The organism is Streptomyces sp. NPDC025618 (assembly GCF_055558795.1).
The window spans coordinates 89,578-115,697 of sequence record NZ_JBVHLW010000012.1; the positions used below are offsets into that span (position 1 = coordinate 89,578).

Here is a 26,120-nt window from a genome sequence, read left to right on the forward strand (position 1 = left end):
CGCCGTCAACAGCGAGCGATTGAGGTGACCCATGCGCGAACTGGCCGAAGGGCTGCGCCTTTCCGTCAACGGACTCGACTACACGATCCTCGCCCTGTACTTCGCCGTGGTCCTGGGCATCGGCTTCGCGGCCCGCCGCTCGGTCCGCACCAGCCTGGACTTCTTCCTCTCGGGCCGCTCGCTGCCCGCCTGGGTGACCGGCCTGGCCTTCGTCGCCGCCAACCTCGGCGCTACGGAGATCCTGGGCATGGCCGCCAACGGCGCACAGTACGGCGCGTACACGGTCCACTGGTACTGGATCGGCGCGATACCGGCCATGGTTTTCCTGGGCCTGGTGATGATGCCCTTCTATTACGGCTCGAAGGTGCGCTCCGTACCGGAGTTCCTGCTGCACCGCTTCGGGCCGTCCTCGCACCTGCTGTCGTCCGTGATCTTCGCGGTGTCGTCGGTGCTGATCGCCGGGGTCAACCTCTACGCGCTGGCGCTGGTGCTCCAGGCGCTGCTGGGCTGGCCGCAGTGGGTGGCGATCGTGGTCGCGGGCCTGTTCGTGCTGGCGTACATCACGCTGGGCGGGCTCTCCTCGGCGATCTACAACGAGGTGCTCCAGTTCTTCGTCATCCTCGCCGCGCTGATCCCGCTCACGGTCGTGGGCCTGCGCCGGGTCGGCGGCTGGCACGGGTTGTCCCACACGCTCGAGGCCGGCCACGGCGACGACTATCTGAGCGCCTGGGGCGGTACGGGAATCGGCCATTCCAATCCGCTGGGCGCCAACTGGCTGACCATCGTGCTGGGTCTGGGCTTCGTGCTCAGCTTCGGCTACTGGACGACCAACTTCGCCGAGGTGCAGCGCGCGCTGTCCGCGAAGAACCTCGGCGCCGCCCGGCGCACCCCGCTCATCGCCGCCTTCCCCAAGCTCCTCATCCCGCTCGCCGTGGTGCTGCCGGGCCTGATAGCCGCGGCCATGGAGCCGGCCCTGGGCCGCCCCGGCGGCGACCTGAGCTACAACGACGCGATCCCCGTGCTGATGCGCGACCTGCTGCCGAACGGCGTGCTGGGGCTCGCGGTCACCGGGCTGCTCGCGGCCTTCATGGCGGGCATGGCGGCCAACGTCTCGTCCTTCAACACCGTCTTCACCAACGACATCTGGGCCGCCTACCTCCGCAAGGACCGCCCCGACGCGCACTATCTGGCGACCGGCCGGTGGGTGACCGCGATCGGGGTGCTGGCGGGCATGGGGACGGCGTTCATCGCCTCGTCGTTCAGCAACATCATGAACTACCTCCAGACCCTCTTCTCGTTCTTCAACGTGCCGCTGTTCTGCGTCTTCATCATCGGCATGTTCTGGAAGCGGGCCACCGCCGCGGCGGGCTTCTGGGGGCTGCTGTCCGGCACGGTCGCCGCGATGGTCAACTACTTCTGGCTGTACAAGCGGGGCGTCGTCCCGATCCCCTCCGACCAGGGCGCCAACTTCGTCTCCGCGATCGTCGCGTTCGCGGTCGGCGCGGTGGTGACGGTGGCCGTCTCGTACGCCACGAAGCCCGCGCCCCTCGCGTCACTCGCGGGGTTCGTCTACGGCACGACCGCGCCCGGCGTGCCCGAGCCGCCCGCCGAGGGCGACGACGCGTGGTACCGCAGGCCCGCCCTGCTCGGCTGGGGCGCCGTCGTCCTCGCCGCCGCCTGCTACGTCCCGTTCTCCTTCTGACCCGCCCGAGGAGTTGTCGTGAAGCGCAAACAACGGCTGTTCGACCTGCGGCTGATCATCGGGGCCCTGTTCGCGGTGTACGGCGTGATCGTCACCGGCGCCGGGCTCGCCGCCTCGGACGCGGACCTGGACAAGGCCCAGGGCATCAACATCAACCTCTGGGCGGGCCTGGGCATGCTGGCGCTCGGGGTCTTCTTCCTGGTGTGGTTCAGGCTCCGCCCTGCGGCCCCGCCGGAGGACGCGGAGCGATGACGCGGCCCGTGACCCCGGGGGCGGCAGCGGCGGTGGCGGTGGCGCCCGCCGCGCGGTCCAGGAGACCCGTACGGGCCGCGAGGGCCGCCGCCTCCAGCCGGGAGCCCACGCCCAGCTTCATCAGGACGCGCTGCACATGCGTGCGCGCGGTGCTGGGAGCTATTCCCATGCCCGCCGCGATCAGCCGGGTGTCCTCGCCCTCGGCGACCCGCACGAGCACCTCGACCTCGCGCGGGGTGAGCAGCTGGAGCAGCCGGGCGCCCTCGTCGTCGGGCTGGGCGGCGGGGTTGAGGAGCTCGGCGAAGGCGCCCTGGAGCAGCTGCGGGTCGACCGCGGCCTCGCCCGCGCGGGCCTTCATCATGGCCCGCTCGACGCCCTCGATGCGCTCGTTGTGCCGGACGTAGCCGGAGGCGCCCGCGGCGAAGGCGGCGGCGATGCCCAGCGGGCTCGGCACCGGGCCGAGCACCACGACGGCCACCTGCGGCCGCTCGCGCTTGATCCGCACGACCGGGTCGAAGGCCCCCGGCTCGGCGGGCGCTGCGGTGCCCAGCAGGCATACCTCAGGCGCGCGGCTGACCACCAGGTCGGCCGCGCCCGCGCTCGGTGCCGCCGCGGCCAGCACCCGGTGTCCGCGCAGCTTCAGGGCCGAGGCGAGCGCCTCGGCCAGCAGTCGGTGGTCGTCGACCACCATGAGCCGCACGCCCATGCGCTTGCCCCCTGTCGCCCGCGTACGTCTCTCGTCGGCCCTCTTGTCCCCCGGAAGCTACACGCTTGTTCGACGTTCCGCGCCCCTTACCGGTGAGAAGTCCCCCGGAATGCCGAAATCCCTGCCAATCACGTGTACTTCGAGACTGAAACGGATCGTTCAGGCACGGAGGCGTGACGGGCAGGGATACGACTTTCAGCGTGCTTCATCGTGCGTCAAGCGATCGGAAACGACTACGGCACGGGCGCTACGCCAGGAGGTACGGCCGGCCCCGGCGTCAACTTCCGGTACCGGCCGTTCCGCCCGGTGGGATCAGCTTCCGCCGAAGACCGCCATCAGGTTCTCGCGGTCCAGGCCGGGGGTCGGCTTGTGGACGAAGTCCGAGCCGAGGAAGAGCCGGCCCTGCGCCCAGATCCCCTGCTTGAACTGCGGGGAGAGGTCCTGCTCGACCTTGGCCGAATCGTCGCCGTTCTTCAGCAGCACATCGGCCTTGTACGTCTTGGGGTCGATGCGCAGCACCTGCCCGCCACCCTTGTAGGTCGCGTTCTGATAGGCGATCGCGTAGCCGTCCTTGTCGACACCGAGCGGCATCAGCTGGGCACCGGGGACGCCCTCGGTCTTGCCCTTGGTCTGGCCGGAGTTCAGGTCGAAGGCGATGATCTCGTTGACCTGGCCGGGCTGGTCGGAGTCGCCCGAGGAGTGCTGCTTGGTCGGGAGGTAGAGCGTGTCCTTGACGACGGAGATCTTCGTGCAGCCCTCCACCTCCGTGGCCGGGCACTTGGGCTCGTATTCGCCGTTGCCCGTGGAGATCTTCGACTTCAGCTTGCCTTCCTTGGCGCTGTCGTCGATCGCCATGAAGTCCGAGGCGCCGTTGCCGGTGGAGTCACCCGCGGAGACGGCCACGACCAGCGGGTCGGTGGACGCGATGTGCGGGTAGTTCAGGCCCATCGGCATCTTGAACTCGGACTTGACCCCGCCCGACTTGGGGTCGAGGGTCTGGATGCTCAGCTGCGGCCGCTGGTAGTCGCCGCAGCGGCGTACGGCCACGAGCTTGTCGCCGCCGCCGTAGCCGGCGTCCTTGCAGTCGTCACCGTCCTTGGGCTTCCACAGCTCCTTGCCCCCGTCCAGCGTCCAGGCGGCGCCACCGGTGGGACCGCCCGCGGCGACGGTGCCACCGCCGATGGTGACCTCGCTGAAGGTCATGTCCTTGTCGCCGGTCTTGGCGGTCTTCTGCCAGAGCTTGGTGCCCTTGTTCAGGTCGAGGGCGACGACCTGCGTGCAGGGCCCGCCGTAGGGCTTGTCATCGGTCTGCTTGCCGTCGCTGACCAGGATGACGGCCTTGCCGTCGGCCGTGGCCTGCGGATTGGCCCAGCAGATCGCGCCGTCGACCGGGATCTCCCACTTCTTGCCGCCCGACAGGCCGTAGCCGGTGACCTTGTAGACGTCCGCCTTGGCGACGACCTGGTCGGTGGCCCACATGCCCTGGGCGTGGACCATGTCCTTGACGTCCTGCGACGGCACGCTGAACAGCAGCTTCCCGTCGACGGCCTTGGGCTTGGACCCGCTGCTGTCGTCACCGCCCGGGTGGGAGCTGTCGCTGCTCTTCTTGGCCTGATCGTCCTTGCCGCCACTGCCGGAAGCGGCGTACCAGATGCCACCGCCGACGACGAGTGCCAGCGCGACGGCGGCGGAGACGATGACCGCCAGGCGCTGCTTTCCGCGGCCGTTGCCGTCGCCATTGCCGTTGCCGGGGCTGGGAGGGCCGGGAGGGTACGCGCCGAAGCCCTGCCCCGTGCCCGGTTGGCCGAATCCCTGCGGCGGCTGGGGAGCGCCGAATCCCTGCGGCGCACCGGGCGGCGGTCCGGGCTGGCCGGGGTAGCCGTAGCCGGCCGGCGGCGGTCCCTGCGGGGCGCTCGGCGGCGGGGGCGGAGGTGTCTGGGGCTTCTGGAGTGCCGGGGGCGGAGGTGTCTGCGGCGGGCCCTGTGGGGCGGCCGGGGGCGGGTAGCCGTAGCCCGGCCCGCCCTGCGGCGGCGCCGGCGGGTAGCCGTACGAGGGGTTCGGCGCTCCGAAGCCTCCGCCTGGCTGCGCCGGGGGGACCCCTGGCGGCTGGTTGGGCGGCTGGGGCGGCTGTGACATCAGCTTCCTCTTTACGCGGGTGCGGCACCCGTCCGTTCTCCCCCGCGCTCCCGGTGACCATGGCCGAAAACGACCGAAATTCCACCGGGAAGGAGCGAATCGGGCGCGCATCCCGCCAGTCGGGCGGCAGGCGAGCGGATGTCTTTTGTATCACCCGATTCCGGGGTGTCAGGTGCGGTTACTGGGGTTGGGGGGCTTGCCGTGACGAGACCGTTGCGAGGTTTTCCGCCGGGGCGGTTTCCGGCCAGGCGCCGTGCGGCGGGCTCCCCGCTTCTGGGTGCGGGCCTGCTGTCGCCTGCGGCGGGCTTGTTCCCCAGCCCCGCCCCTTCCCGAAACTGGGGCGCGTGCCCCAGACCCCCGTGTGCAGATCCATTGCCGCCTGCGGCGGGAGCGGCCTGCGGCCGCGTCCTCAAACGCCGGACGGGCTGAAAAGAAAAAGACCGGCGTATCCGGGCCGGAATGAGCACCCCGGACGGGCTGAATACGAACCCCGAAGCGGACACGTCCCGCACGTGCCCTCCGGTGGGAGGGGGTGGGGCTGGAGGGTGGGGTTCTGGAACGCGGTGCGAATTCGGGGCACTCAGTGCGGGAGACCCGCAGCGCACCGCGTTCCAGGTCCTCAGCCCGGAAGACCCACCCCCGGCACCCACCACACACCCAAGCCCGGCCGGCGATTGAGGCCACGCCCGCAGGGCGTGCCCCCGCACCAAACAACGGCGAACCCCACAACCCAGCCCGGCCGGCGCTTGAGGCCGCCCGCCGCAGGCGCAACGGACCCGCAGGCGGCAACGAACCCGCACAAGGCAACGGCGCTCCCGCCGCAGGCGGCAACGAAACCCGCACCAGACAACGGCGCCCCCGCCGCAGGCGGCAACGCACCCGCAGGCCACGCCCACCCCAGGAACAAGCAACGCTACGCGTCCTCCGCCAACTCCAGCCAGCGCAGCTCCAATTCCTCCCGCTCCCCCGCCAACTCCCGCAGCTCCGCGTCAAGCTTCGCCACAGCAGCGAAATCAGTGGCCCGCTCCGCGATCGAAGCGTGCAGCTTCGTCTCCTGGTCCGAGATCCGGTCGAGCCGCCGCTCGATCTTCTGAAGCTCCTTCTTCGCCGCCCGCGCATCCCCCGCGGACTTCACGGACTTCGCGGGAGCCGCAGCGGCCGGAGCGGCAGCGGGTACGGCAGCCTCGATGACCCGCTGCCGCCGCTCGAGGTATTCGTCGAGGCCACGCGGCAGCATCCGCAGGGCCTTGTCGCCGAGGAGGGCGTAGACGCGGTCGGTGGTGCGCTCGATGAAGTAGCGGTCGTGGCTGATGACGATCATGGAGCCGGGCCAGCCGTCGAGGAGGTCCTCCAGCTGGGTCAGGGTCTCGATGTCGAGGTCGTTGGTCGGCTCGTCGAGGAAGAGGACGTTGGGCTCGTCCATCAGCAGGCGCAGGATCTGGAGCCTGCGGCGCTCACCGCCGGAGAGGTCACCGACGGGCGTCCACTGCTTCTCCTTGGTGAAGCCGAACTTCTCGCAGAGCTGCCCGGCGGTCATCTCCCGGCCCTTGCCGAGGTCGACCCGGTCCCGCACCTGCTGGACGGCCTCCAGGACCCGCTTCGTGGGGTCGAGTTCGCCGACCTCCTGCGAGAGGTACGCGAGCTTGACCGTCTTGCCGACGACGATCTTCCCGGCCGCCGGCTGCTTCTCGCCCTGCGTACGGGCCGCCTCGGCGAGCGCGCGCAGCAGTGATGTCTTGCCCGCGCCGTTCACGCCGACCAGACCGATGCGGTCGCCCGGACCGAGCTGCCAGGTCAGGTGCTTGATCAGTTCCTTGGGGCCGGCCTGCACGGAGACGTTCTCCAGCTCGAAGACCGTCTTGCCGAGCCGGCTGTTCGCGAACTTCATCAGCTCCGCGGTGTCGCGCGGCGGCGGCACGTCCGCGATCAGCTCGTTGGCCGCCTCGATGCGGAACCGCGGCTTGCTCGTACGCGCCGGGGCGCCGCGCCGCAGCCAGGCGAGCTCCTTGCGCATCAGGTTCTGCCGCTTGGCCTCCTCGGTCGCGGCGATCCGCTCCCGCTCGGCCCGGGCGAAGACGTAGTCGCTGTAGCCGCCCTCGTAGTCGTGCACGTCGCCGCGCTGCACGTCCCACATGCGGGTGCAGACCTGGTCCAGGAACCAGCGGTCGTGCGTCACGCACACCAGCGCCGAGCGGCGCGCCCGCAGGTGGGCCGCCAGCCAGGAGATGCCCTCCACGTCGAGGTGGTTGGTGGGCTCGTCCAGGACGATCATGTCCTGCTCCGCGATCAGCAGCTTCGCGAGCGCGATGCGGCGCCGCTCACCGCCCGACAGCGGGCCGATGACCGTGTCCAGACCGCCCTCGAACCCGGGCAGGTCCAGGCCGCCGAACAGGCCCGTCAGCACGTCCCGGATCTTGGCGTCGCCCGCCCACTCGTGATCGGCCATGTCGCCGATGACCTCGTGCCGGACCGTGGCCTTAGGGTCGAGCGAGTCGTGCTGCGTGAGCACGCCGAGGCGCAGGTGGCCGGCGTGGGTGACCCGGCCCTTGTCGGCCGTCTCCAGCTTGGCGAGGATGCGGATGAGCGTGGTCTTGCCGTCGCCGTTACGGCCGACGACGCCGATCCGGTCACCCTCGTTGACTCCGAGGGAGACGCCGTCGAGGAGGGCACGTGTGCCGTACACCTTTTCGACGGCTTCCAGATTGACGAGGTTGGTGGCCATTCCGCTCCTTTGGGTGATCGGCTTTCCAGGGTAGTCGGAGTGGTCTGTGGTGCTCCCGCCGCAGGCGGCAACGGACCCGCACCCAAGCCCCCTCCCCTTACCCCACCGCCTCCACCGGCCGGGACCGCAGCACCCACACCGTCGGCCCGAGAACGGAAAGCAGGGTCACCCCGAACCCCCCGCCCACCACCGCGAGCCAGATCGCCGCCGGCCCGGCCACCCCACAGGAGACCGCCGCCCCGAAGGGAAGAAGCGCCGTCGCCGCCGCGACACCCCCCAGCACCAGCCCCACCCCCGCCACGAACAACGCCTCCACCGCCATCACCCGAAGCACCTGGAACCTCGTGGCCCCCACAAGCCGCTGGAGCGCCAGCTCACCCCGTCGGTTGCCCACGGAGACAGCGTTGGTGTTCACCACGGACAGCGCCGTGTAGCCGACGAGCATCGCGATGACCAGGTAGTTGACCGACGCCTGCGTCCGGCCGCCGCGCGCGTGCGCGGCCAGTACGGCGTCGCGGCCGCTGATCTTCACACCGGGGCCCGCGACAGCGGAGAGGTCCGTGCCCGGAGCGGTGCGGACCAGGATCTGGGAGGGCAGGCCCGCCGTCGTATGCGGAGCGAGGAGTTCCGCGCTGGTGAGGAGCGTCTCGAAGCCCTCGCGGGGCTTGAAGAGGGCGGCGACGCGCACGTCCGCCACGGAGCCGTCGCCGAGTCGCAGCCGCATGCTGTCGCCCACCGCGCGGTGGAGGTGGCGCGCGACGCTCTCGGGGAGCGCGACCGCCGCGCCGCGCAGGTCGCGCAGGCTGCCCGCCGTCGCCTCGGTCGCGAGGGTCCGGGTGACGGCGTCCGCGCTGACGCCCTGCAAGGGCAGGCCCTTGGGGTCGCCGCCGGTGTAGCCGGTGCTCGTGACGTACGCCCCGGCGGCCGTGACGCCCGGCAGGGCGCGTACGCGGGCGAGGAGCCCCGGGTCCACGCCGCCCGCCGCGGTCGTGATCACCGCGTCGGCCCGCAGGTTCTCGGTGAACGCCTTGTCCGTCGCGGCCGCCGTGGTCGTCTGGAGGTAGAGCATGCCGGTCGCGATGCCGCTGGCCAGCATGACCGGGGTCGCGATCGCCGCCGTCCTGGCCGCGCGGGCGCGGCAGTTGAGGACGGCCAGCCTGCCGGAGGCGCCGGCGAGGAGGCGTACGGGCCAGTGGAGCAGGACGGTGACCGCCTTGGTGAACCACGGTCCCAGCAGCGCCAGCCCGATCGCGCAGCACATCACCGTCGGGCCCGCCGTGCTCGCGGCCATCGGGCCGCGCAGGACGAGCGCGGTGACCAGTACCAGCGCGACCGTACCGGCGAGGAACAGCAGCCCCGCGGCGATGCGTACGGGATGCAGCCGGTCCTTCGGCGCGGCCGCCTCGCCCAGCGCCTCCACGGGCCTGGCCTTGACCGCCCGCGCGCTGCCGAGCAGGCTGCCGGCCACGGCCGTCAGCAGCAGCGCCCCGTACGCCGGCATCGCCGGGATCCAGCCCTGGCTGAACTCGACCGTGTCCGCGATCATGCCGCTGTCGACCAGCGCCCCGTAGAGCCACCGCCCCACCACCGGCCCCGCGGGCCAGGCCGCCGCCGCGGCGAGCAGCATGACCATCAGGGTCTCGCCCAGCAGCATGCGCCGCAGCTGGCGCGGGGTCGTGCCGATCGCCCGCAGCAGGGCGAGTTCGCGGCCGCGCTGCTGCGCGGAGAGCGAGACCGTACCGGCCACGACGAACATCGCCACCAGCACGACCAGCCCGCCGACCGGCCCCGAGAGCGCGACCAGGTCCTCGCCGCCCTGGAGCACCTCAGGGTGCTCGACCGCGCCGCGGTCGTCGCCGGTGAACAGGCTGACGCCCTGCCCCGCGAGGGCCTCGGCGACGCCCTTGCGCACGGCGCCCCGGTCCGCGCCCGGCGCGAGGGTCACCGCGATGTCGGCGACCGTGTCCGGCCGCCCGGAGAGCGTCACCGCGTCGGACGCGGAGAAGAACAGCGTGGCCCGGGGCACGTCCCGCGCGGCGGCCACACCGCTCACGCGGTACGCGGCGGAGCCGCCGTGCGCCGCGATCCGTACCCGGTCCCCCACTCCGGCCCCCGCCCGCCGCGCGAGCGCCGCGTCGAGGACGACCTCGTTCTCGGCCGGCGCGCTGCCGGAGGTCAGCGCGTACGGGGTGAGCGCCGCCGACTCCCACCCGTGCGCCTCCGCTTTCGCGGGGGCCTCCTTGCCGAGCACCGCCGTGTCGAAGGTCCGCTCCCCGACCGCCGTACGGACCCCGGGCACAGCCCGTACCCTTTCGGCCAACTCGGCCGGGATCTCGACCCGTTCGGGAAGCGTCGTCTTCTTCGTGTGCTTCTTGCTCGTCCGCACCTCGTGCGTACGGTCACCGGTGACGAGCAGGTCCGCGCCCGCGAGGCGCTGCGGCGGGACGTTGTTCCGGAGACCGGTCTCCATCAGCCCGCCGCAGGCCATGACGAGCGTGGCGCCGATGAAGAGAGCGAGGAAGGTGGCGGTGAATCCGCCTATTCGATACCGCAGCGATCTCGCTGCGAGCTTCCCCATCATCGACGGCCACGCCCCTTTTTGCTCACTGTCCTGGTTACGGATCCACGCTAGGGAGCGGCGGGGTTCCGGCCCATGGGAACAGCGGGTGAGTGGGGGTGGGGTTAGCCCTACCGCTCACTCGTGGCGGCGTAGGTGACGAAGGTTGCCCAGGCGTGGGTGCCTATGGTGATTCTGGGGCCTTCTTTGCGCTTGGAGTCCCGTATGTGGATGGTGTCGGGGAGGGCGGCGACTTCGACGCATTGCGCGCCTTCTTCGTCGCTGTAGCTGGACTTGAACCATGCGCTCACAGCTCCGCTGCCACCCTTCCGATGAACTGCACCGAATCCTCGGTACTCAGAGCCTGCATGCGGATCAGGACATGACGCTTCATGAGATCGCTCGTCCTTGCCGGGTCTGCGTGCAGAGTGCTGGCTCCCTGCGCCTCTTGATAGCCGTAGATCTTGTGCCCCGGGGTCTCCATCACTGTGAACGAACCACCGATCCCCGGGCCGGTATCTTGACCGAGGGGCAGCACCTGGATGGATACGTTGCGCAACTCCGCCACCACCAGCAGATGTTCGAGCTGTCGCTTCATCACCCCGGGCCCACCCACCAGCCCCCGCAGGGCGGCCTCGTGGATCACGAAACCGAACAGGGTGGTCGCCCTCTTCAGCAGTTCCTGGCGCTGCATACGAGCCACCACTCGCGCTTCCACCGTCTCGTCATCCACAGGAGGGCAGTGACCGGCCATGAGCGCCCGCGCGTACTCCTCGGTCTGCAAAAGACCGGGGATCAGCAGCACCTCGTACCAGTGGAAGGCGATCGCCTCGGCCTCGATCTCCATGTACTCACGTACACGGCTGACGAATTGCTCCGGCTCCAGATACGGGTGAACAGCCGCCAGCTTCCCCTTCGCGCGGCACAACTCGTCGGCGATCTCCAGGAGATGCTGGGTAGGCCGCCGCCTCCCCTGCTCCATGGACTTGATGGTTTCGGCGCCGTAGCCGGATTCTTCCGCCAACTCCTCACGGGAGATGTTCGCTTCGACCCGCCACAGCTTGACCTGGTTTCCGGACAGCCGCCATGCCATCGGCGGCTGCGAGTGATCACCCATGCCAGCACCCTTGCCCTTCGTACCTCGTCGGTACCAACGGAGGCTAGGCACGGGCAAGCCGCATACAGGACCAATTCGAAGGAATTCTGCCCGCACGGGTGAACGGGCTACAGCACGGTCGCACCCGGGACCGGGCCGGAGGTCACGCGTACGGCGCGGCACGTACCGGAGGCGCGGAGGGCGTCGGCGACCTTCTCGGCGGATTCGGCGTCCTGTACCAGGAACGCGGTGGTGGGGCCGGAGCCGGAGACCATGGCGGCCAGGGCGCCCGCGTCCGTACCGGCCGCGAGGGTGGCGGAGAGGGAGGGGCGGAGGGAGAGGGCGGCGGCCTGGAGGTCGTTGGAGACCGAGGCGGCGAGGGCGAGCGGATCGCCGGTGCGGAGGGCTTCGAGGAGGGCGGGCGTGGGCTCGGGTTCGGGTACGTCGGCGGAGGTGGCGCCCGTACCGGAGGCGACGCGCAGCCGGTCGCACTCGGCGTAGACGGCGGGCGTGGAGAGCCCGCCGTCGGCGACGGCGAAGACCCAGTGGAACGTGCCGCCGACGGGCAGCGGCGTGAGGATCTCGCCCCGGCCACGCCCGAGCGCGGCCCCGCCGACGAGGCTGAAGGGGACGTCGCTGCCGAGCTCGGCGCAGATGTCGAGCAGCTCCTCGCGGGAGGCGCCCGTACCCCACAGCGCGTCGCAGGCGAGCAGCGCGCCCGCGCCGTCGGCACTGCCGCCGGCCATGCCGCCCGCGACGGGGATGTCCTTGGCGATGTGGATGTGGACCCGGGGCTCGCGTCCATATCGCGCGCCGAGTGCGAGCGCCGCGCGCGCCGCGAGGTTGGTGGCGTCCAGGGGGACCTGCGCCGCGTCCGGTCCCGCGCAGGTGATCTTCAGGGTGTCGGCTTCCTCGACGGTGATCTCGTCGTGGAGGCCGACGGCGAGGAAGACGTTGGCCAGGCCGTGGAATCCGTCCGGGCGGGCGCCGCCCACTGCGAGCTGGACGTTGACCTTGGCGGGTACGCGGACGGTGACGGCGGTCACTTCGGCTGGCTCCTCGGGTCGGTGTGGGAGTCGATGTTATCGACGGGTTCCTGACTGGGGCTCGCGCCCCAGGCCCCCGGCTGCGGGCCGGTTCGCCGCCTGCGGCGGGAGCGGACCCGCACCGGACAACGGCGAACCCCACCACAACCAAAGCCCGGCCGGCGATTGAGGCCACCCGAACCGCAACCAGCAACGCACCCGCAGACAAAAACCGCTACACCTTGTGCTCAGCAATCGCCACGAACTCATCCACCGTCAACGACTCCCCCCGCGCCTGCGGCGAGACCCCGGCCGCGACCAACGCCGCCTCCGCCGCCGCCGCGGACCCCGCCCAACCGGACAGAGCCGCCCGCAGCGTCTTGCGCCGCTGCGCGAACGCCGCGTCCACCACCGCGAAGACCTCGGCCCGGCTCGCCGTCGTCTCGATCGGCTTCTCGCGCCGCACCAAGGACACAAGCCCGGAGTCGACATTGGGCGCCGGCCAGAAGACATTGCGCCCGATGGACCCGGCCCGCTTCACATGGGCGTACCAGGCGGCCTTCACGGACGGCACGCCGTAGACCTTGGAGCCGGGGGCCGCGGCGAGGCGGTCGGCGACCTCGGCCTGGACCATGACGAGGGTGCGCTCGATGGTGGGGAACTGGGCGAGCATGTGGAGCAGGACGGGCACGGCGACGTTGTACGGCAGGTTGGCGACGAGGGCCGTGGGCGCGGGCCCGGGGAGTTCGGTGACGTGCATGGCGTCGCTGTGCACGAGTGCGAAGTGGTCGGCACGGGCGGGCAGCCGAGCGGCGATGGTCGCGGGGAGGGCGGCGGCGAGGACGTCGTCGATCTCGACGGCGGTGACCCGGTCGGCGGCCTCCAGCAGGGCGAGGGTCAGGGACCCGAGTCCGGGGCCGACCTCGACGACGACGTCGTCGGGCCGCACCTCGGCGGTCCGGACGATGCGCCGGACGGTGTTGGCGTCGATCACGAAGTTCTGGCCGCGCTGCTTGGTGGGGCGTACCCCCAAGGCTGCGGCCAGCTCGCGGATGTCTGCGGGGCCGAGCAGGGCGCCGGAGTCGTCTGTGCTGGGGCTGGAGCTCACCCGTGAAGTTTACGGCCGCACACGGGCCACGGGGTCGCCCCCCGGCTGACGTACAGCTTCTTGGCCCGGAGGGTCTGCTCGGAGGCGGGCGCGTCCTGGGGGCGGCCGTTGCCGCCGAGGGACTGCCAGGTGCGGACGTCGAACTGATAGAGGCCGCCGTAGGTGCCCGAGGGGTCGACGGCGTCAGGCCGCCCGCCGGCCTCGCACTGGGCGAGGCCGCTCCAGTTGAGCCCGTCGGCGCCCTGGACGCTGGTGGGGCGGGGCTTGGTGCCGACCCTGATGATCTCGGTGCGGGGTTCGCGGACGGTCTCGGAGGAGAGCTTGGTGGGCTTCTGCTTGACGCCGTTGACGATGCGCAGGGCGTAGGTGGTGCGCTGGACGCCCTTCTCACCGCGCTGGGAGACGACCTCGGTGCCCTTGTAGAGCGTGGCGTCGTCGTGCCGCTCGGTGTCGAAGTCGATGGGGGTCTCGCGGACCTCCTCGGTGCCGGTGATCCGCATGACGGAGATCGTCTGACCCTCGCGGGGGAAGCTGTCGGGGTCCACGGAGGTGGTGTCCTGGCCGTGCAGGGTGATGCCGGCGGCCTCGACGGCCTCGTGGACGGTGGCGGCGTTGGTGCGGATGGTGCGCTCGCGGCCGTCGGCCATGAAGGTGACGGTGCGCTCGGTGCGCACGTCGAGGTCGAGGCCGTGGCGGGAGATGGGGGCGGTGCGAGGGGTGGAGAGATAGGCGCCCTCCGCCCGTACGCCGAGCTCGCGCAGGGCGCCGTCGACGGTGCGGGCGTGGGTCCACACCTGGTGGTGCTGGCCGTCGAGGGTGAGGGCGACGGGGCGGCCGTAGCGGACGGAGATCTCGTCGCCGCCGGTGAGGCCGTGGCCGTGGCCGGGGGTGACGGCGTCGTGTTCGCCGAGGGGGACGTGCTGGTCGGCGAGGAGCTCGTCGACGTTGTCGGCGAAGGTGTGCAGCGTGCGGGTCTTGCCCTCGACGTCGAGCCGGACGGTCTTGTCGGCGGCGATGAAGGAGGACGTGCCGCCGGCGAGGAAGGCCACCACGAGGGCCTGCGGGAGCAGCTTGCGCAGGGCGTCGGGGCGCTCACCGGTCCGCTTGCGGCGCCCGGCGGCCCGCCGGGAAGCCCCGCGGGAGGGCGCGGAGCCCACGGGGGCCTCGGGGGCCTCTGGGGCCTCCTGGGCGTCGGCCGCGGGCTCGTCGGGGGCCTGCGGGGCGAGCGGCTGGCGGGGCAGGTGCGGCAGGTCGTGGACGTCGTGGAGGTCCTGCGGCTCGTACGGCCCGGCCTCCCGGGGTTCGGGCAGGAAGGGGTCGTAGGGGCCGGTGACCGGCGGCTCGTATATCCCGTAGCGGTCGTCGTCGGGCACGTCGTAGGGCACGTACGGGGCGTAGGTGCCGTACGGCATGGCGGACTCGTACGGGTTGTACAGGTCGTAAAGCGGCGGTGCTTCCGGCGCACCGCGACGTGCGGCACGGGGGCTGCCCGGTGCATGAGTCACGCGACACTCCCCTGGGTCGAGCTATCGGCCCGGGACTGTAGCGGAGGGAGGGTCACTCTCCAAAGTCAGATCGTCACACTGTGTCGCACACTCATGCGTCAGTATCCGAACACCCTTGCGGTGTTCTCGGCGACCGCCGTGGCCAGGGCGTCCTCCGCGATGCCGCGGTAGCCGGCCATCGCGCGCAAAGTGACCGGAATGAGGTACGGCGCGTTGGGCCGTCCGCGATACGGCATCGGGGTCAGGAAGGGCGCGTCGGTCTCCACCAGGATCCGGTCGAGCGGGGCCACGGCGAGTGCGTCACGGAGGTGCTGGGCGTTCTTGAAGGTGACGTTCCCGGCGAACGAGAGGTAGTAGCCCGCCTCGGCGCAGACCTTGGCCATCTCGGCGTCGCCGGAGTAGCAGTGGAAGACGACCGTCTCGGGCGCGCCCTCCTCGCGCAGCACCCGCAGGACGTCGTCATGGGCCTCGCGGTCGTGGATGACCAGGGCCTTGCCGTGCCGCTTGGCGATGTCGATGTGGCGGCGGAAGGAGCGCTCCTGGGCGGCCATGCCCTCGGGGCCGGTGCGGAAATAATCGAGGCCCGTCTCGCCCACGCCGCGCACGTGCGGCAGCGCGGCCAGGGCGTCTATCCGCTCCAGGGCCGCGTCCAGGGCGGCGTCGCCGCCGGGCGCGCGGGCACCCTGCCGGGACCAGCCGTCGGGGTCGCCGAGCACGATCCGGGGGGCTTCGTTGGGGTGCAGGGCCACCGCGGCCCAGACGCTCTCGTGCGCGGCGGCCGTCTCGGCCGCCCACGTGGAGCCCGCCACGTCGCACCCGACCTGGATGACCGTGGTCACGCCCACCGACGCGGCTTTGGCCAGGGCTTCTTCGACCGTGCCCTGCTGCATGTCCAAGTGGGTGTGGGAGTCGGCGACGGGCACCGCCAGCGGCTCCGGGAGCGGCGGAGGGACGTCCTTGTCGTTCTGGTTCCGCTTGCCGCCGGAGTTGCCGCTGTTCGATGCTGTCGCCGCCATGCACGCGATTCTAGAGATCGCGGCGGGGAGGGCTCACTTCCGGTGGTGGAAGGGGTGCAGCAGGTCCGACAGGTGCCAGTGGTGCTCGTGCCCGTGCTCCGGCGTCCCGGAGGGCTCACCCGGCGCGGCCGCGAGCGGGCCCGCGGGGGCCTGGCCTGTGGCCGGCACGGCGGACTTCGCCGGGGCGTGCAGCACATCGGCGATCTTGGACACCCGGCCGGAGCGCATGATGCGCACGACGTGCTCGCCGCAGTTCTCGCAGGTGGGGTTGGTCAGCGGCGACGGAACGCGCGCGCCGTCCGCGTAATAGACCACGAAGGGCCGGCCCTCGGCGTCGGTGTGGTGCTGGATCTCGTACGACTGCTCCCAGCCGTGCCCGCATCGCATGCACGCGAAGGAGTACGACTCGTGGGCAGGCTCGACTGCACCCTGCGCGGGCACCGGGGGCCGGGTGGCTATCGGCCGGACACCGTTCGAGGTTCCTGCGATCTCGCTCATGGCAGCTCCTCTTGTCCTGAGGACAAGTTATCTCCGGGATCGGACGTCCCACGTACAGGGAACGCCTATCCCGGCGGTAACGCAGCAGCCCTGTCCCGAATTGGGGCAAACTTGGCGGCGCACTATCCAAAGTGCCTGGCCACGCGGCCTAAGCTTTGCTTTTCACGATAGTCCTTTACCCGCCGATGGGCCCGGCTGGGCGGCATTTTTTGCCGCCACGACGGCATCGAACACCTCTCGCTTGGGTAGGCCTGCTTCCGCAGCCACGGCCGCAATGGCCTCCTTGCGTCGCTCCCCCGCCTCCTCCCGCACCCGCACCCTGCGCACCAGCTCGGTCGCGTCGAGATCCTGCGGGCCGGGCTCGGCGGCGCCCTCGACCACGATGGTGATCTCGCCGCGCACGCCCTCGGCGGCCCAGGCGGCGAGCTCCTTCAGGGGGCCGCGCTTGACCTCCTCATAGGTCTTCGTCAGCTCGCGGCACACCGCGGCGCGGCGGTCGGCGCCCAGCGCCTCGGCCATGGCGGCCAGAGTGTCGTCCAGCCGGTGCGGCGCCTCGAAATACACCAGCGTCCGGCGCTCGTCCGCGACCTCGCGCAGCCGTCCGAGCCGCTCGCCCGCCTTGCGGGGCAGGAATCCCTCGAAGCAGAACCGGTCCACCGGCAGCCCGCTCACCGCGAGCGCCGTCAGCACCGCGGAGGGCCCCGGCACGGCCGTGACCTTGATGTCCCGCTCCACGGCGGCGGCGACCAGGCGATAGCCGGGGTCGGAGACGGAGGGCATCCCCGCGTCGGTCACCAGCAGCACCCGCGCGCCACCGGCCAGCGCCTCGACGAGCTCGGGGGTGCGGGCCGACTCGTTGCCCTCGAAGTACGACACCACGCGGCCGGTGGTGTGCACGCCGAGCGCCTGGGTGAGGCGGCGCAGCCGGCGGGTGTCCTCGGCGGCGATCACTTCGGCGGCGAGGAGTTCCTGGGCGAGGCGGGGGGGTGCGTCTGTGACGTCACCGATGGGGGTACCTGCGAGTACGAGCGTTCCGGTCACGCCTCCATCCTCTCAGGGGTGGGGCGGGGTGGCGGCGGGCATCCGCGGCGGGGGGTGCGTGGGTGGCGCCTGCGACGGGCTTTTTCCCCAGCCCCGCCCCTTCCCGGAACCTGGGCTACGCGCCCCGGACCCCCGCGACACGCTTCGCGCGTCCTCCTCGAACGCCGGACGGGCTGAAAGGGCTAGCCCGTCAGCATCAAGCCGATGCCCAGGACCATCAAGCCCGCCGCCGCGATTCTCGGCGCTCCGAAGCGTTCCTTGAGGAAGATCGTGCCGATGGCCGCGCCCACGATGATCGAGGATTCGCGGAGGGCGGCGATGGGGGCGAGTTCGGCGCGGGTCTGGGCCCAGAGCACCAGGCCGTACGCGAAGACGGACAGCAGGCCGCCGAGCAACCCCCGTACCGCGTAAGGGCGGAGGGCGGTGAGCAGGTCGCGGCGGGCGTACAGCGCGTAGGCGGGGATCGCGAGCCCTTCGAGGATCATCAGCCAGGCGATGTAGCCCAGGGACGAGCCGGAGGCGCGGACGCCGAGGCCGTCGACGACCGTGTACGAGGCGATCGCCAGGCCCGTGGCGAGGGCCGCGGTGATCGCCGGCCAGCGCGGCCGCGTACCGCTGCCGCGGATGCCCCACAGGGCGACCCCCACCAGCCCCGCCGAGGCCACGGCGACCCCGGCGAGCTGCCACCCGCCGGGCACCTCACCGGCGAAGGCCGCCGCGAGCACGGTGACGGCGAGCGGGGCGCTGCCGCGGGCGATCGGGTACATCTGCCCGAAGTCGCCGAGTGTGAAGGACCGCATGAGCAGGAGTTGGTAGACGACGTGCAGTACGGCGGACGCGGCGAGGTACGGCCACGCGGCCGCGGCGGGCGCCGGCACGAAGGGGAGCATCGCGAGGCCGCAGACGGCGCCGCCGGTGCCTACGAGGGTGAAGGCGAGGAGTTGCTGTCGGATGCCGTGGGCTATGGCGTTCCAACTGGCGTGTGTGATCGCCGCGATGAGGACTGCTGTGGCTACGGCGGGGGTCATGCGGTTGTTTGTGGCGGGGGGTTCATGTGGGGGACGGTAGTGGGGTGGGTGGGGGTGCCGCTGTTGTCCTGATCACGGTGGGGGGCGCCTGCGGTGGGCTTTTTCCCCTGCCCGCCCCTTCCCGAACCGGGGCGCGTGCCCCAGGCCCCCGGCTGCCGGTCCGTTGCCTCCCCCAGCTACCTCCCCCAGACTCCGTCCGGGGGCGCCCCCAGAGGTGCCCCCAGCGGCGGGAGCGGCCTGCGGCCGCGTCCTCAATCGCCGGACGGGCTGAGTGTGCTGGCTACGGTCCGCACATCCAGCCCGTCCGGCGATTGAGGACAACGCGCGAAGCGTGTTGCTGGGGTCTGGGGCACGCGCCCCAGTTTCGGGAAGGGGCGGGGCTGGGGAAAAGCCCGCCGCAGGCGGAAGAGCCGAAAACAAAAGATCAACGAGCCCTGAGCACCGCCGCCACGATCGGCCCGGCCGAATCCCCGCCATGGCCACCCTGCGGGACGACCGCCGCCGCGGCCACATCCCCCCGATACCCCGCGAACCACCCATTCGGCTTCGGCTGGCCATCGATCTCCGCCGACCCCGTCTTCGCCCCGATGTCGTCGCCCAGCCCCGACATCGCCCGGCTGCCCGTCCCGGAGACGGCGGTGAGCCGCATCATCGAGCGCAACTGCTGGGCGACGGACGCGGGCAGCGCACGGGACGCCTTCGCGAGCCGGCGGTCGTCGAGAGAAGGCGCGACGACGTAGGGCTGGTGGAAGGATCCGGCGCGTACGGTCGCGGCGACCGAGGCCATGTTCAGCGGTGACATCTGCACCCGGCCCTGCCCGATCATCGCCGCCGCCTTGCCGGAGTCGGGGTCGGCGGGGACGCTGCCGTCGTAGCTGGGCAGACCCGTCTTCCACTCCTGGCCGAGGCCGAAGACATCCCTGGCCTCGGCGCTGAGGGCGCCGTCGGGGACCTCGCCCGCGAAGGAGATGAAGGCGGTGTTGCAGGAGGCGGCGAAGTCCTGGGCGAAGGTGGCGCCGGGGTTCTCGCTCTCCTCGACGTTGTGGAACTTCATGCCGTAGGTGGCGTACTTCGGGCAGGGCACCGGCTTGTCCGGGGTGGCCTTGCCCTGTTCCAGCAGCATCGCCGCGGTGATGATCTTCATCGTGGAGCCGGGCGGCGTCTGGCCCATGAGGGCGGCGTTGAACTCGGTCTTCTTCGAGTTGGCGATGGCCAGGATCTCGCCGGTGCTGGGCTTGACGGCGACGACCGAGGCGTCGGTCTGCCGGCCGACGGCACTCTCGGCGGCGCGCTGGGCGGCCGCGTCGATGGTCGTACGCAGCTGCGCGGGCTTGCCCTTGGAGACGACGTGCAGGGTCTTGGGGGCGGCGTGGGAGCCGGCGGGGCCCACGGCGCGTACCTCGACGCCCGGTTCGCCGCCGGCCTTCTGCCCGTACCGCCTGCTCAGCTCCGGCAGCACGGAGGTGAGCGAGGGGTAGTCCTTGGCGTCCAGCGTCGCGCCGTCGCGGTCGACGGCGGTGATCTGCGGGGCGGAGCTCGCCTCCGTGGCGAGCGACTCGCCCTGGGCGAGCTGCGGGTGGACGACCGCGGGCTGCCAGTCGACGAGGGGGGCTCCGGTGGACCTGCCGCGGACGACGGCGAGCGAGGAGTCGTAGGTCCAGGTGGAGCGCTGTTTGCCGTGGACGACCTCGGCGGTGACGGAGAAGGGCACCTTGGTGCCCGTCGCGCTGCCCTGCCTGAAGCTGACCTTCTCGATGTGGGCGGCCTCGCGGTAGCCCGTGAGGGCGGTGGTGGCCGCCGCGGCGTTGTCGGTCAGGGCCGCGGCCTTGCTCGCGTCGCCCGACTCCCAGGCCGCGAGGAAGTCGCGCGCGGTTCTGCCGACCTCCGCGTCCGTGGGCGGCCCGGTCTTGACGGGCGCCGCCTCGGCCTGGCCGCCCGAGGTGTCCGTGACCGCGTTCACGACGTTGTACGCGCCGAGCCCGGCGGCCCCCGCCATGGCCGCGGCCACGACCCCGATCGCGGCCTTCGCTCCCTTACGCATGTCCCATCCCCCTACAGGTCCCCACCCACGGTTTTAATCAGGTGATTAAAACCTCTGCGTGGGGACTCTACGGGACTGCGGTGACAGGAGGGGCGGAGATGGCCGGAATCCACCGCTCCGTGTCTGGCACTCCGTCATGTACGGCGCCGTCAGGTCACTACCGGATCGCTGTCGGATCGCTGTCGGACCGCCGTCAGATCCAGGAGTCGAACCACATCCGGTTGCGCCATGCCTCGATGGGGATGGGGCGGCCGGTGTAGAGGGGGTAGAAGTAGACGAAGTTCCAGGCGATGAGCAGGACCAGCGTGCCCGCGCCGATCGCGCCGAGGACCCGGCGCCGCTCCGTGGAGCCCGGCGGTCCGAGGATCGCCCCGATCATCATCGCGAGGGCCAGGCACAGGAACGGCACGAAGACGACGGCGTAGAAGACGAAGATCGTGCGTTCCTGCCACATGAACCACGGCAGATAGCCCGCCGCGACCGCGCACAGCACCGCGCCCGCGCGCCAGTCGCGCCGGAACCCCCACCGGTAGATCAGATACAGCAGCGCGAAGCAGGCCGCCCACCACAGCAGCGGCGTGCCCAGCGCGAGCACCTCGCGGGCGCACTTGTCGGCCGCGTCCTTGGGGCAGCCGTCGGTGCCGGGCGCCGGGGACTCGTAGAAGTACGACACGGGGCGGGACTGGACGAGCCAGCTCCAGGGGTTGGACTGATAGGTGTGCGGCGAGGAGAGGTTGGTGTTGAACCTCCACACCTCGTGCTCGTAGTACCACAGGCTGCGCAGCGGGTTGAGGACACCGGCCAGGAAGCCGTCCGTGCTGTAGCCGCCGCTGGTCTCCGCCCAGTGCCGGTAGTAGCCGCTGTGCTGCCAGCCCTCCCGCTCGCTGTACGTGCCGCTGCCCGCGAACCAGCCGGTCCACGACGCGAGGTAGACAGCCAGGGCCACCGGCACGGTCGCCAGGAACGCCCACGGGGTGTCGCGCCGGAGCGCGGCCAGGGCGGGGTGGCGGGCGCCGGCGAGGCGGCGCGACCCCATGTCCCAGAGCACGGTCAGCAGGCCGAAGGCGGCCAGATAGACGGCGCCGTTCCACTTCGTGGCGCAGGCCAGCCCGAGGCAGACGCCGGCGGCGATCCGCCATGGCCGCAGGCCGAGCCGCAGGCCGCCGCCGACGGCGGGGTCCGGGCGGGCGAGCCCGTCCTCGTCCACGGGCAGCGCGGCGGCGAGGCGGGCCCGCGCCTTGTCGCGGTCCACCAGGACGCAGCCGAAGGCCGCCAGCACGAAGAACATCAGCACCGAGTCGAGCAGCGAGGTGCGGCTCATCACGAAGTGCAGGCCGTCGACGGCGAGCAGGGCGCCCGCGAGGCAGCCGAGGAAGGTGGAGCGGAAGAGGCGGCGTCCGATGCGGCACAGCATCAGCACCGACAGCGTGCCGAGCACCGCGACCATGAAACGCCAGCCGAAAGGGTTCAGCCCGTACAGCCACTCACCGACGCCGATGACCCACTTGCCCATCGGCGGGTGCACGACATAGCCGGGGGCGTCGGCGATCTGGTCGTGACCGGCGATGATCCGGTCGTTGATGTTGTCCGGCCACTTCGCCTCGTAGCCGTACTTCCACAGGGCCCAGGCGTCCTTCGCGTAGTACGTCTCGTCGAATATCACCGCCTTGGGGCTGCCGAGGTTCCAGAAGCGGAGGATTCCGGCGAACAGGGCGACGACCAGCGGCCCGGTCCACCCCGACCAGCGCGCGAGCAGCCGCGCCTTCCCCGGCCCCGCGCCGAGCCGCTCCCACACCCGCGTACCGGGCTCGGGGAACGCCGGCACGAGCCGCTCCCGCACGTCCGGCTGCGGCCCGCGCGCATAGCCGAACCGCCCGAGTCTGCGCTGCCACGGAGGCTGCCACTCGTCTGCGGTCGGGCCCTGCCGGGCTTGGGTAGCGGTGTCACTGGTCACCGCGCCATCGTAGGGAACGGGCCTGTGGGAGTGCTGGGGACGGCGCGCGGGGGGTTTGGGGGGACCTCCGGGAAAGGCCGCCGTCAGGCTCCTTCCCCGCTTCCGAGGCAGTACGGCACATGGGGTCACCGAGCTCGACGGGGCGCAGGGACGCCTCCACTCCACCCACAGGGGACGCGCAGCACGGAGGCGGGCAGGTGACGGAGCTCACCGTCGCCCTGGACGACGGTGGCACCGCAGCCGGCCGCGCGGGCGCGGCACGAGCCTGGTGAGCGGGGGCGAGGTTCGGAGCCGGGGCCGATGTGTCTACGGGAAGAGGCCCGACCGGTACCGTGAGAGGGAGGCGTGAACGTGAAAGCCCCCAAGGCCGAGGGGAGTTGGAGCATGGCGACAAGCCCACGCACCTCGAACACCGGACTGGCGAGCCTGCTCGGCCAGGCGAAGTGGTCGCAAACCCAGTTCGCGAGGGCGGTGAACCGCATCGGAGCCGAGGCCGGGCTGACGCTGCGCTACGACCCGTCGGCCGTCTCCCACTGGCTTTCCGGCACGACACCACGAGCCGAGGTCAGGCCCGTCGTCCTCGAAGCCCTGGCCCGGCGCCTGAAGCGGCCGGTCACCCATGCCGAAGCCGGGTTCCCAGGCCCCGTGGCGGGTAACGAGGGGAGCGACCTCGAAGATCTCATCGATGCCGGACGGGCCGACATGGACCCTTCTCGGAGGGGCGTCCTCACGGCGGGGGTGTACTCGGCGGCTCTGGCGGTTCCCCTCTTCCCCGATCTCGCGGGGCGCGCGGGGCGCGCGGCCACCGGCCGGACCGTACGCATCGGCGAGAGCGACGTCACCACGGTCAGCACCATGACGGAAAAGATCGCCGACATCCTCGACGAGCTCGGCGGCGGCCATGCCCGTCCGATGGCGGCGGCGTTCCTGGTCAACACCGTCGCTCCGTACCTCAGCGCGTCCGCCCCGGAGAAGGTCCGCAAGAACATGCTGTCCGCCGCCTCGGACCTTGTGTACCTGACGGGCTGGATGGCGATGTACGAGCGCGAGCACGGCCTCGGGCAGCGTTATTACATGAAGGCCCTGAAGCTGGCGGGGGCGGCGGAGGACCATGTCACGCCCGAGCGGACGGCCGCGTACTGGGGGCACGGCAATGTCTCCGACTGGTAGCCCGGCTCCGCCTGGGAGCACCGGCGGGCGGACGGCACGCACGCCGTACGTCGTCGGCACGGTCCTGGAGGCGACGCCGCCGACGCGCCTGGTGAGCACCTGGGCGCTGCCCGGCGGGGAGCCACCGCAGGGGCCGTCCAGGGTGACGTTCGGGATCGAGGAGTACGGCGAGATCGCCCGGCTCACCGTGACCCGCGAGAACCTCGCGGACGAGGCCGAGCGCGCCGAGGCCGCCAGGGGCTGGGCGGCGGTGCTGTCCAATCTGAAGACGTTCCTGGAGACCGGGCGGCCGCTCCCGAAGGCGCCCTGGCTGATGCCGTAGCAGCGGCCTATTCGCCGCGCATCGCCCGCTTCAGGCCCGGGTCGGCCGCGAGCAGGCCGCCGTCCACCGGCAGGGTGACGCCCGTGATCCAGGACGCGTCGGGCGAGGCGAGGAAGGCGACGGCGGCGGCGATGTCCTCGGGGCGGCCGACGCGGCCCAGCGGATAGTGCGCGGCGGCGCGCTCCAGCACGTCCTCGCGGCCGTCCCAGTTGGGGGTGTGGACGGTGCCCGGTGCGACGAGGTTGACGCGTACGCCGCGCGCCGCGCAGTGCCCGGCCAGGGTGCGGGTGAGGCTCGCGAGGCCCGCCTTGGCGGCGCTGTAGGCGTGGTTGCCGAAGTCCCGCTCGGCGTTGACCGAGCCGATGCCGACGACGCAGCCGCGCCCGCCCGCCGCCGCGAGGTGCGGCATCGCGGCACGTACGCAGCGGAAGGCGCCGGTCAGCGTGATGTCGAGGTCGCGGAACCAGTCCTCGTCACAGGTGTCCTCGACGTACCGCTCGTCGGGGTGGCAGGACAGGGCGTTGTTGACGAGGACGTCGAGCCGGCCGAAGCGGTCGATGGCGGTGGCGACGGCGGCCTCGACCGCCGCCCGGTCGGCGACGTCGCAGGGGGTGGACTCGGCGGCCAGCCCGTCCGCGCGCAGGGCGGCGGCCGCCTTCGCGGCGCGCTCGCCGTCCAGGTCGGTGACGAGGACCCGCGCGCCCTCGCCCGCGAACCGGCGCGCGGTCGCCGCGCCGATGCCGCGGCCCGCGCCGGTGATCAGTACGGCGTAGCCGTCGAAGCGTGCTGCTGCCATGCGGGATCGCTACCCGCTGGGGGTCGCGGCATTCGCTTCCGCCGGGCGGCGGTCTGAGGCTCCGCCCCCGCCCACAGCCTCAAGGCCACAGCCCGCGCCTCGGCCCGCTAATCGGCCCGCGGTCCGGAATCCAGGCTCAGCGCCACCGCGCGGACGAGCGCCTGGGCGCGCGGGTCGGCGGTGACGTTCTTCTGCATGCCGTTGGTGACGTAGCCGAAGGAGATCCCCGACTCGGGGTCGGCGAAGCCGAGGGAGCCGCCGCGGCCGGGGTGGCCGAAGGAGCCGGGGGCCAGCAGCGGGGAGGCCGCGCCGTGCAGCATGTAGCCCAGGCCGAAGCGGGTGCCCACGACCAGGACGCGGTCCGGGCCGGCCGACTCCTCCGTACGGGCCAGGGTCAGCGTCGCCGGGGCGAACAGCCGCCGCGTGCCGTCGAGGTCGCCGAGCAGCGAGGCGTAGAAGCGGGCCAGGCCGTCGGCGGTGGCGACGCCCGCGGAGGCGGGGAGCTCGGCGGCGCGGTAGGCCGGGTCGTTCTCGTCGGCCTGCGGCTCGATGGCCCCGAACGCGCGGCGGGTGAGCGAGGCCGGGTCGCCGTAGGCGTCGGACACGGCCTTCTTGGGGCGCATCCGCAGGCCCGCCGTGGCGGGGTCGGCGGGCGGCTCGACGTCGGCGATCCGCCCGGCGCGCGCCTGCTCGGAGGCGGGCAGGCCGATCCACAGGCCGGCGCCGAGGGGCGCGGCTATCTCCTCGGCGACCCAGGCGCCGACGGTCCTGCCGGTGACCCGCAGCACGAGCTCGCCGAGCAGCCAGCTGTACGTCTGCGCGTGGTAGCCGTGCGCGGTGCCGGGCTCCCAGGCGGGCGCCTGCGCGGCGAGGGAGGCCGGGCCGCTGACGCCGTCGATGGCCTGGGCCGGGGTGAGCGGGGTGTCGAGGACGGGCAGGCCGGCACGGTGCGAGAGGAGGTGGCGGACGAGGACGCGCTCCTTGCCCTCCGCCTTGAACTCGGGCCAGTACGTGCCGACGGGCGCGTCCAGGTCGACCAGGCCGCGCTGGTGCAGGAGCAGGGGGACGGCGGCGGCCACGCCCTTGGTGGCGGAGCGGACGATCTGGGCGGTGCTCCGCTCCCACGGCTGGGTGTCGTCGGGGCCGGCGTCGGCGTTCTTGGTGCCGCCCCAGAGGTCGACGACCTTGTGTCCGTTCCGGTAGACGGTCACGGCGGCGCCGCGCTCGCCGCGCCGGGCGAAGTTCTCCGCGAAGGCGTCCCGGACCGGTTCGAAACCGTCCGCCACCGTGCCTTGGGCGTCCACCGCTGTCTCCTGCTTCACCGTCTGATCTGTGTAAGGGCTCCCACCATGGTGCCGTGCCGCGCTCAATGCGCGTAGACCGGGGTGGATCGGGGCGTTCTTCCGGGCTCCCTCTTTCCGGGGGCTTCGCCCCCGGGCCCCTTT

The 26,120-nt window shown here is 71.9% G+C and carries 20 protein-coding genes and 1 pseudogene; 4 read left to right on the forward strand and 17 right to left on the reverse strand.

The features are described 5' to 3' along the window. The first annotated feature begins 31 nt into the window (after positions 1–31). Positions 32–1,702, forward strand: coding sequence for a sodium:solute symporter family protein (locus ACZ4A5_RS13970; protein WP_467582356.1), 1,671 nt, complete (start codon positions 32–34; stop codon positions 1,700–1,702). A gap of 18 nt (positions 1,703–1,720) precedes the next feature. Beyond that, positions 1,721–1,954 carry a hypothetical protein gene (locus ACZ4A5_RS13975; RefSeq protein ID WP_467582357.1) on the forward strand — a complete coding sequence of 78 codons (234 nt, stop codon included), beginning with the start codon at positions 1,721–1,723 and terminating at the stop codon, positions 1,952–1,954. Here ACZ4A5_RS13975 and ACZ4A5_RS13980 read toward each other — a convergent pair. The 15 genes from ACZ4A5_RS13980 to ACZ4A5_RS14050 all read right to left on the reverse strand — a co-directional run bounded on the left by ACZ4A5_RS13980 (position 1,911) and on the right by ACZ4A5_RS14050 (position 22,387). Further along, complete coding sequence (locus ACZ4A5_RS13980; protein WP_467582359.1) at positions 1,911–2,660, reverse strand: response regulator transcription factor; 750 nt, start codon at positions 2,658–2,660, stop codon at positions 1,911–1,913. The genes ACZ4A5_RS13975 and ACZ4A5_RS13980 overlap by 44 nt on opposite strands. A gap of 312 nt (positions 2,661–2,972) precedes the next feature. After that, positions 2,973–4,796 carry a hypothetical protein gene (locus ACZ4A5_RS13985; protein ID WP_467582361.1) on the reverse strand — a complete coding sequence of 608 codons (1,824 nt, stop codon included), beginning with the start codon at positions 4,794–4,796 and terminating at the stop codon, positions 2,973–2,975. 913 nt (positions 4,797–5,709) lie between these two features. After that, positions 5,710–7,518 (reverse strand): ABC-F family ATP-binding cassette domain-containing protein, encoded by a 1,809-nt coding sequence (locus ACZ4A5_RS13990; RefSeq protein ID WP_467582363.1) that lies wholly within the window; start codon positions 7,516–7,518, stop codon positions 5,710–5,712. Between the two features lie 97 nt (positions 7,519–7,615). Next, the gene (locus ACZ4A5_RS13995; RefSeq protein ID WP_467582365.1) at positions 7,616–10,099 is read right to left on the reverse strand and encodes an ABC transporter permease; all 2,484 of its coding nucleotides are present in this window, start codon (positions 10,097–10,099) and stop codon (positions 7,616–7,618) included. A 107-nt stretch (positions 10,100–10,206) separates the two neighbouring features. Then, positions 10,207–10,386 (reverse strand): DUF397 domain-containing protein, encoded by a 180-nt coding sequence (locus ACZ4A5_RS14000; RefSeq protein ID WP_467582367.1) that lies wholly within the window; start codon positions 10,384–10,386, stop codon positions 10,207–10,209. Beyond that, positions 10,383–11,192, reverse strand: a complete 810-nt coding sequence (locus ACZ4A5_RS14005; protein ID WP_467582369.1) for a helix-turn-helix domain-containing protein — start codon at positions 11,190–11,192, stop codon at positions 10,383–10,385. The genes ACZ4A5_RS14000 and ACZ4A5_RS14005 overlap by 4 nt, the downstream gene beginning before the upstream one ends. 107 nt (positions 11,193–11,299) lie before the next feature. Continuing rightward, positions 11,300–12,217 (reverse strand): 4-(cytidine 5'-diphospho)-2-C-methyl-D-erythritol kinase, encoded by a 918-nt coding sequence (locus ACZ4A5_RS14010; protein ID WP_467582371.1) that lies wholly within the window; start codon positions 12,215–12,217, stop codon positions 11,300–11,302. Positions 12,218–12,431: 214 nt separating this feature from the next. Next, on the reverse strand, positions 12,432–13,304 hold the full coding sequence (rsmA, locus tag ACZ4A5_RS14015; protein WP_398870137.1) for a 16S rRNA (adenine(1518)-N(6)/adenine(1519)-N(6))-dimethyltransferase RsmA: 873 nt from the start codon (positions 13,302–13,304) through the stop codon (positions 12,432–12,434). After that, positions 13,301–14,716: a ubiquitin-like domain-containing protein gene (locus ACZ4A5_RS14020; protein WP_467582450.1), complete on the reverse strand. Its 1,416-nt coding sequence runs from the start codon at positions 14,714–14,716 to the stop codon at positions 13,301–13,303. Before ACZ4A5_RS14020 ends, rsmA begins: the two co-directional genes overlap by 4 nt. Before the next feature lie 191 nt (positions 14,717–14,907). Beyond that, complete coding sequence (locus tag ACZ4A5_RS14025; protein ID WP_467582373.1) at positions 14,908–15,825, reverse strand: TatD family hydrolase; 918 nt, start codon at positions 15,823–15,825, stop codon at positions 14,908–14,910. A 33-nt stretch (positions 15,826–15,858) separates the two neighbouring features. Then, positions 15,859–16,323, reverse strand: coding sequence for a hypothetical protein (locus ACZ4A5_RS14030; RefSeq protein WP_467582375.1), 465 nt, complete (start codon positions 16,321–16,323; stop codon positions 15,859–15,861). Between the two features lie 162 nt (positions 16,324–16,485). Then, positions 16,486–17,364: a 16S rRNA (cytidine(1402)-2'-O)-methyltransferase gene (gene rsmI, locus ACZ4A5_RS14035; protein ID WP_467582377.1), complete on the reverse strand. Its 879-nt coding sequence runs from the start codon at positions 17,362–17,364 to the stop codon at positions 16,486–16,488. A gap of 182 nt (positions 17,365–17,546) precedes the next feature. Further along, a complete protein-coding gene (locus tag ACZ4A5_RS14040; protein WP_467582379.1) occupies positions 17,547–18,392 on the reverse strand; it encodes an EamA family transporter in 846 nt (281 codons plus the stop codon). A gap of 424 nt (positions 18,393–18,816) precedes the next feature. Next, entirely contained in the window at positions 18,817–20,433 is a 1,617-nt protein-coding gene (locus ACZ4A5_RS14045) for a penicillin-binding transpeptidase domain-containing protein (protein ID WP_467582380.1), read from the reverse strand. 193 nt (positions 20,434–20,626) lie between these two features. Further along, on the reverse strand, positions 20,627–22,387 hold the full coding sequence (locus tag ACZ4A5_RS14050) for a dolichyl-phosphate-mannose--protein mannosyltransferase (RefSeq protein WP_467582382.1): 1,761 nt from the start codon (positions 22,385–22,387) through the stop codon (positions 20,627–20,629). Between the two features lie 384 nt (positions 22,388–22,771). Between ACZ4A5_RS14050 and ACZ4A5_RS14055 the strand changes: the two are divergent. Together ACZ4A5_RS14055 and ACZ4A5_RS14060 are read left to right on the forward strand one after the other, a co-directional pair. Then, positions 22,772–23,539, forward strand: a pseudogene (locus ACZ4A5_RS14055) (hypothetical protein); the annotation flags it as partial. 1 nt (position 23,540) lies between these two features. Continuing rightward, positions 23,541–23,879 (forward strand): SRPBCC domain-containing protein, encoded by a 339-nt coding sequence (locus ACZ4A5_RS14060; protein ID WP_467582384.1) that lies wholly within the window; start codon positions 23,541–23,543, stop codon positions 23,877–23,879. 7 nt (positions 23,880–23,886) lie between these two features. Here the strand turns inward: ACZ4A5_RS14060 and ACZ4A5_RS14065 are convergent, their stop codons facing one another. Beyond that, the gene (locus tag ACZ4A5_RS14065; protein ID WP_467582386.1) at positions 23,887–24,675 is read right to left on the reverse strand and encodes an SDR family NAD(P)-dependent oxidoreductase; all 789 of its coding nucleotides are present in this window, start codon (positions 24,673–24,675) and stop codon (positions 23,887–23,889) included. Positions 24,676–24,782: 107 nt separating this feature from the next. Beyond that, entirely contained in the window at positions 24,783–25,997 is a 1,215-nt protein-coding gene (locus tag ACZ4A5_RS14070) for a serine hydrolase domain-containing protein (RefSeq protein WP_467582388.1), read from the reverse strand. Positions 25,998–26,120: the final 123 nt, after the last annotated feature.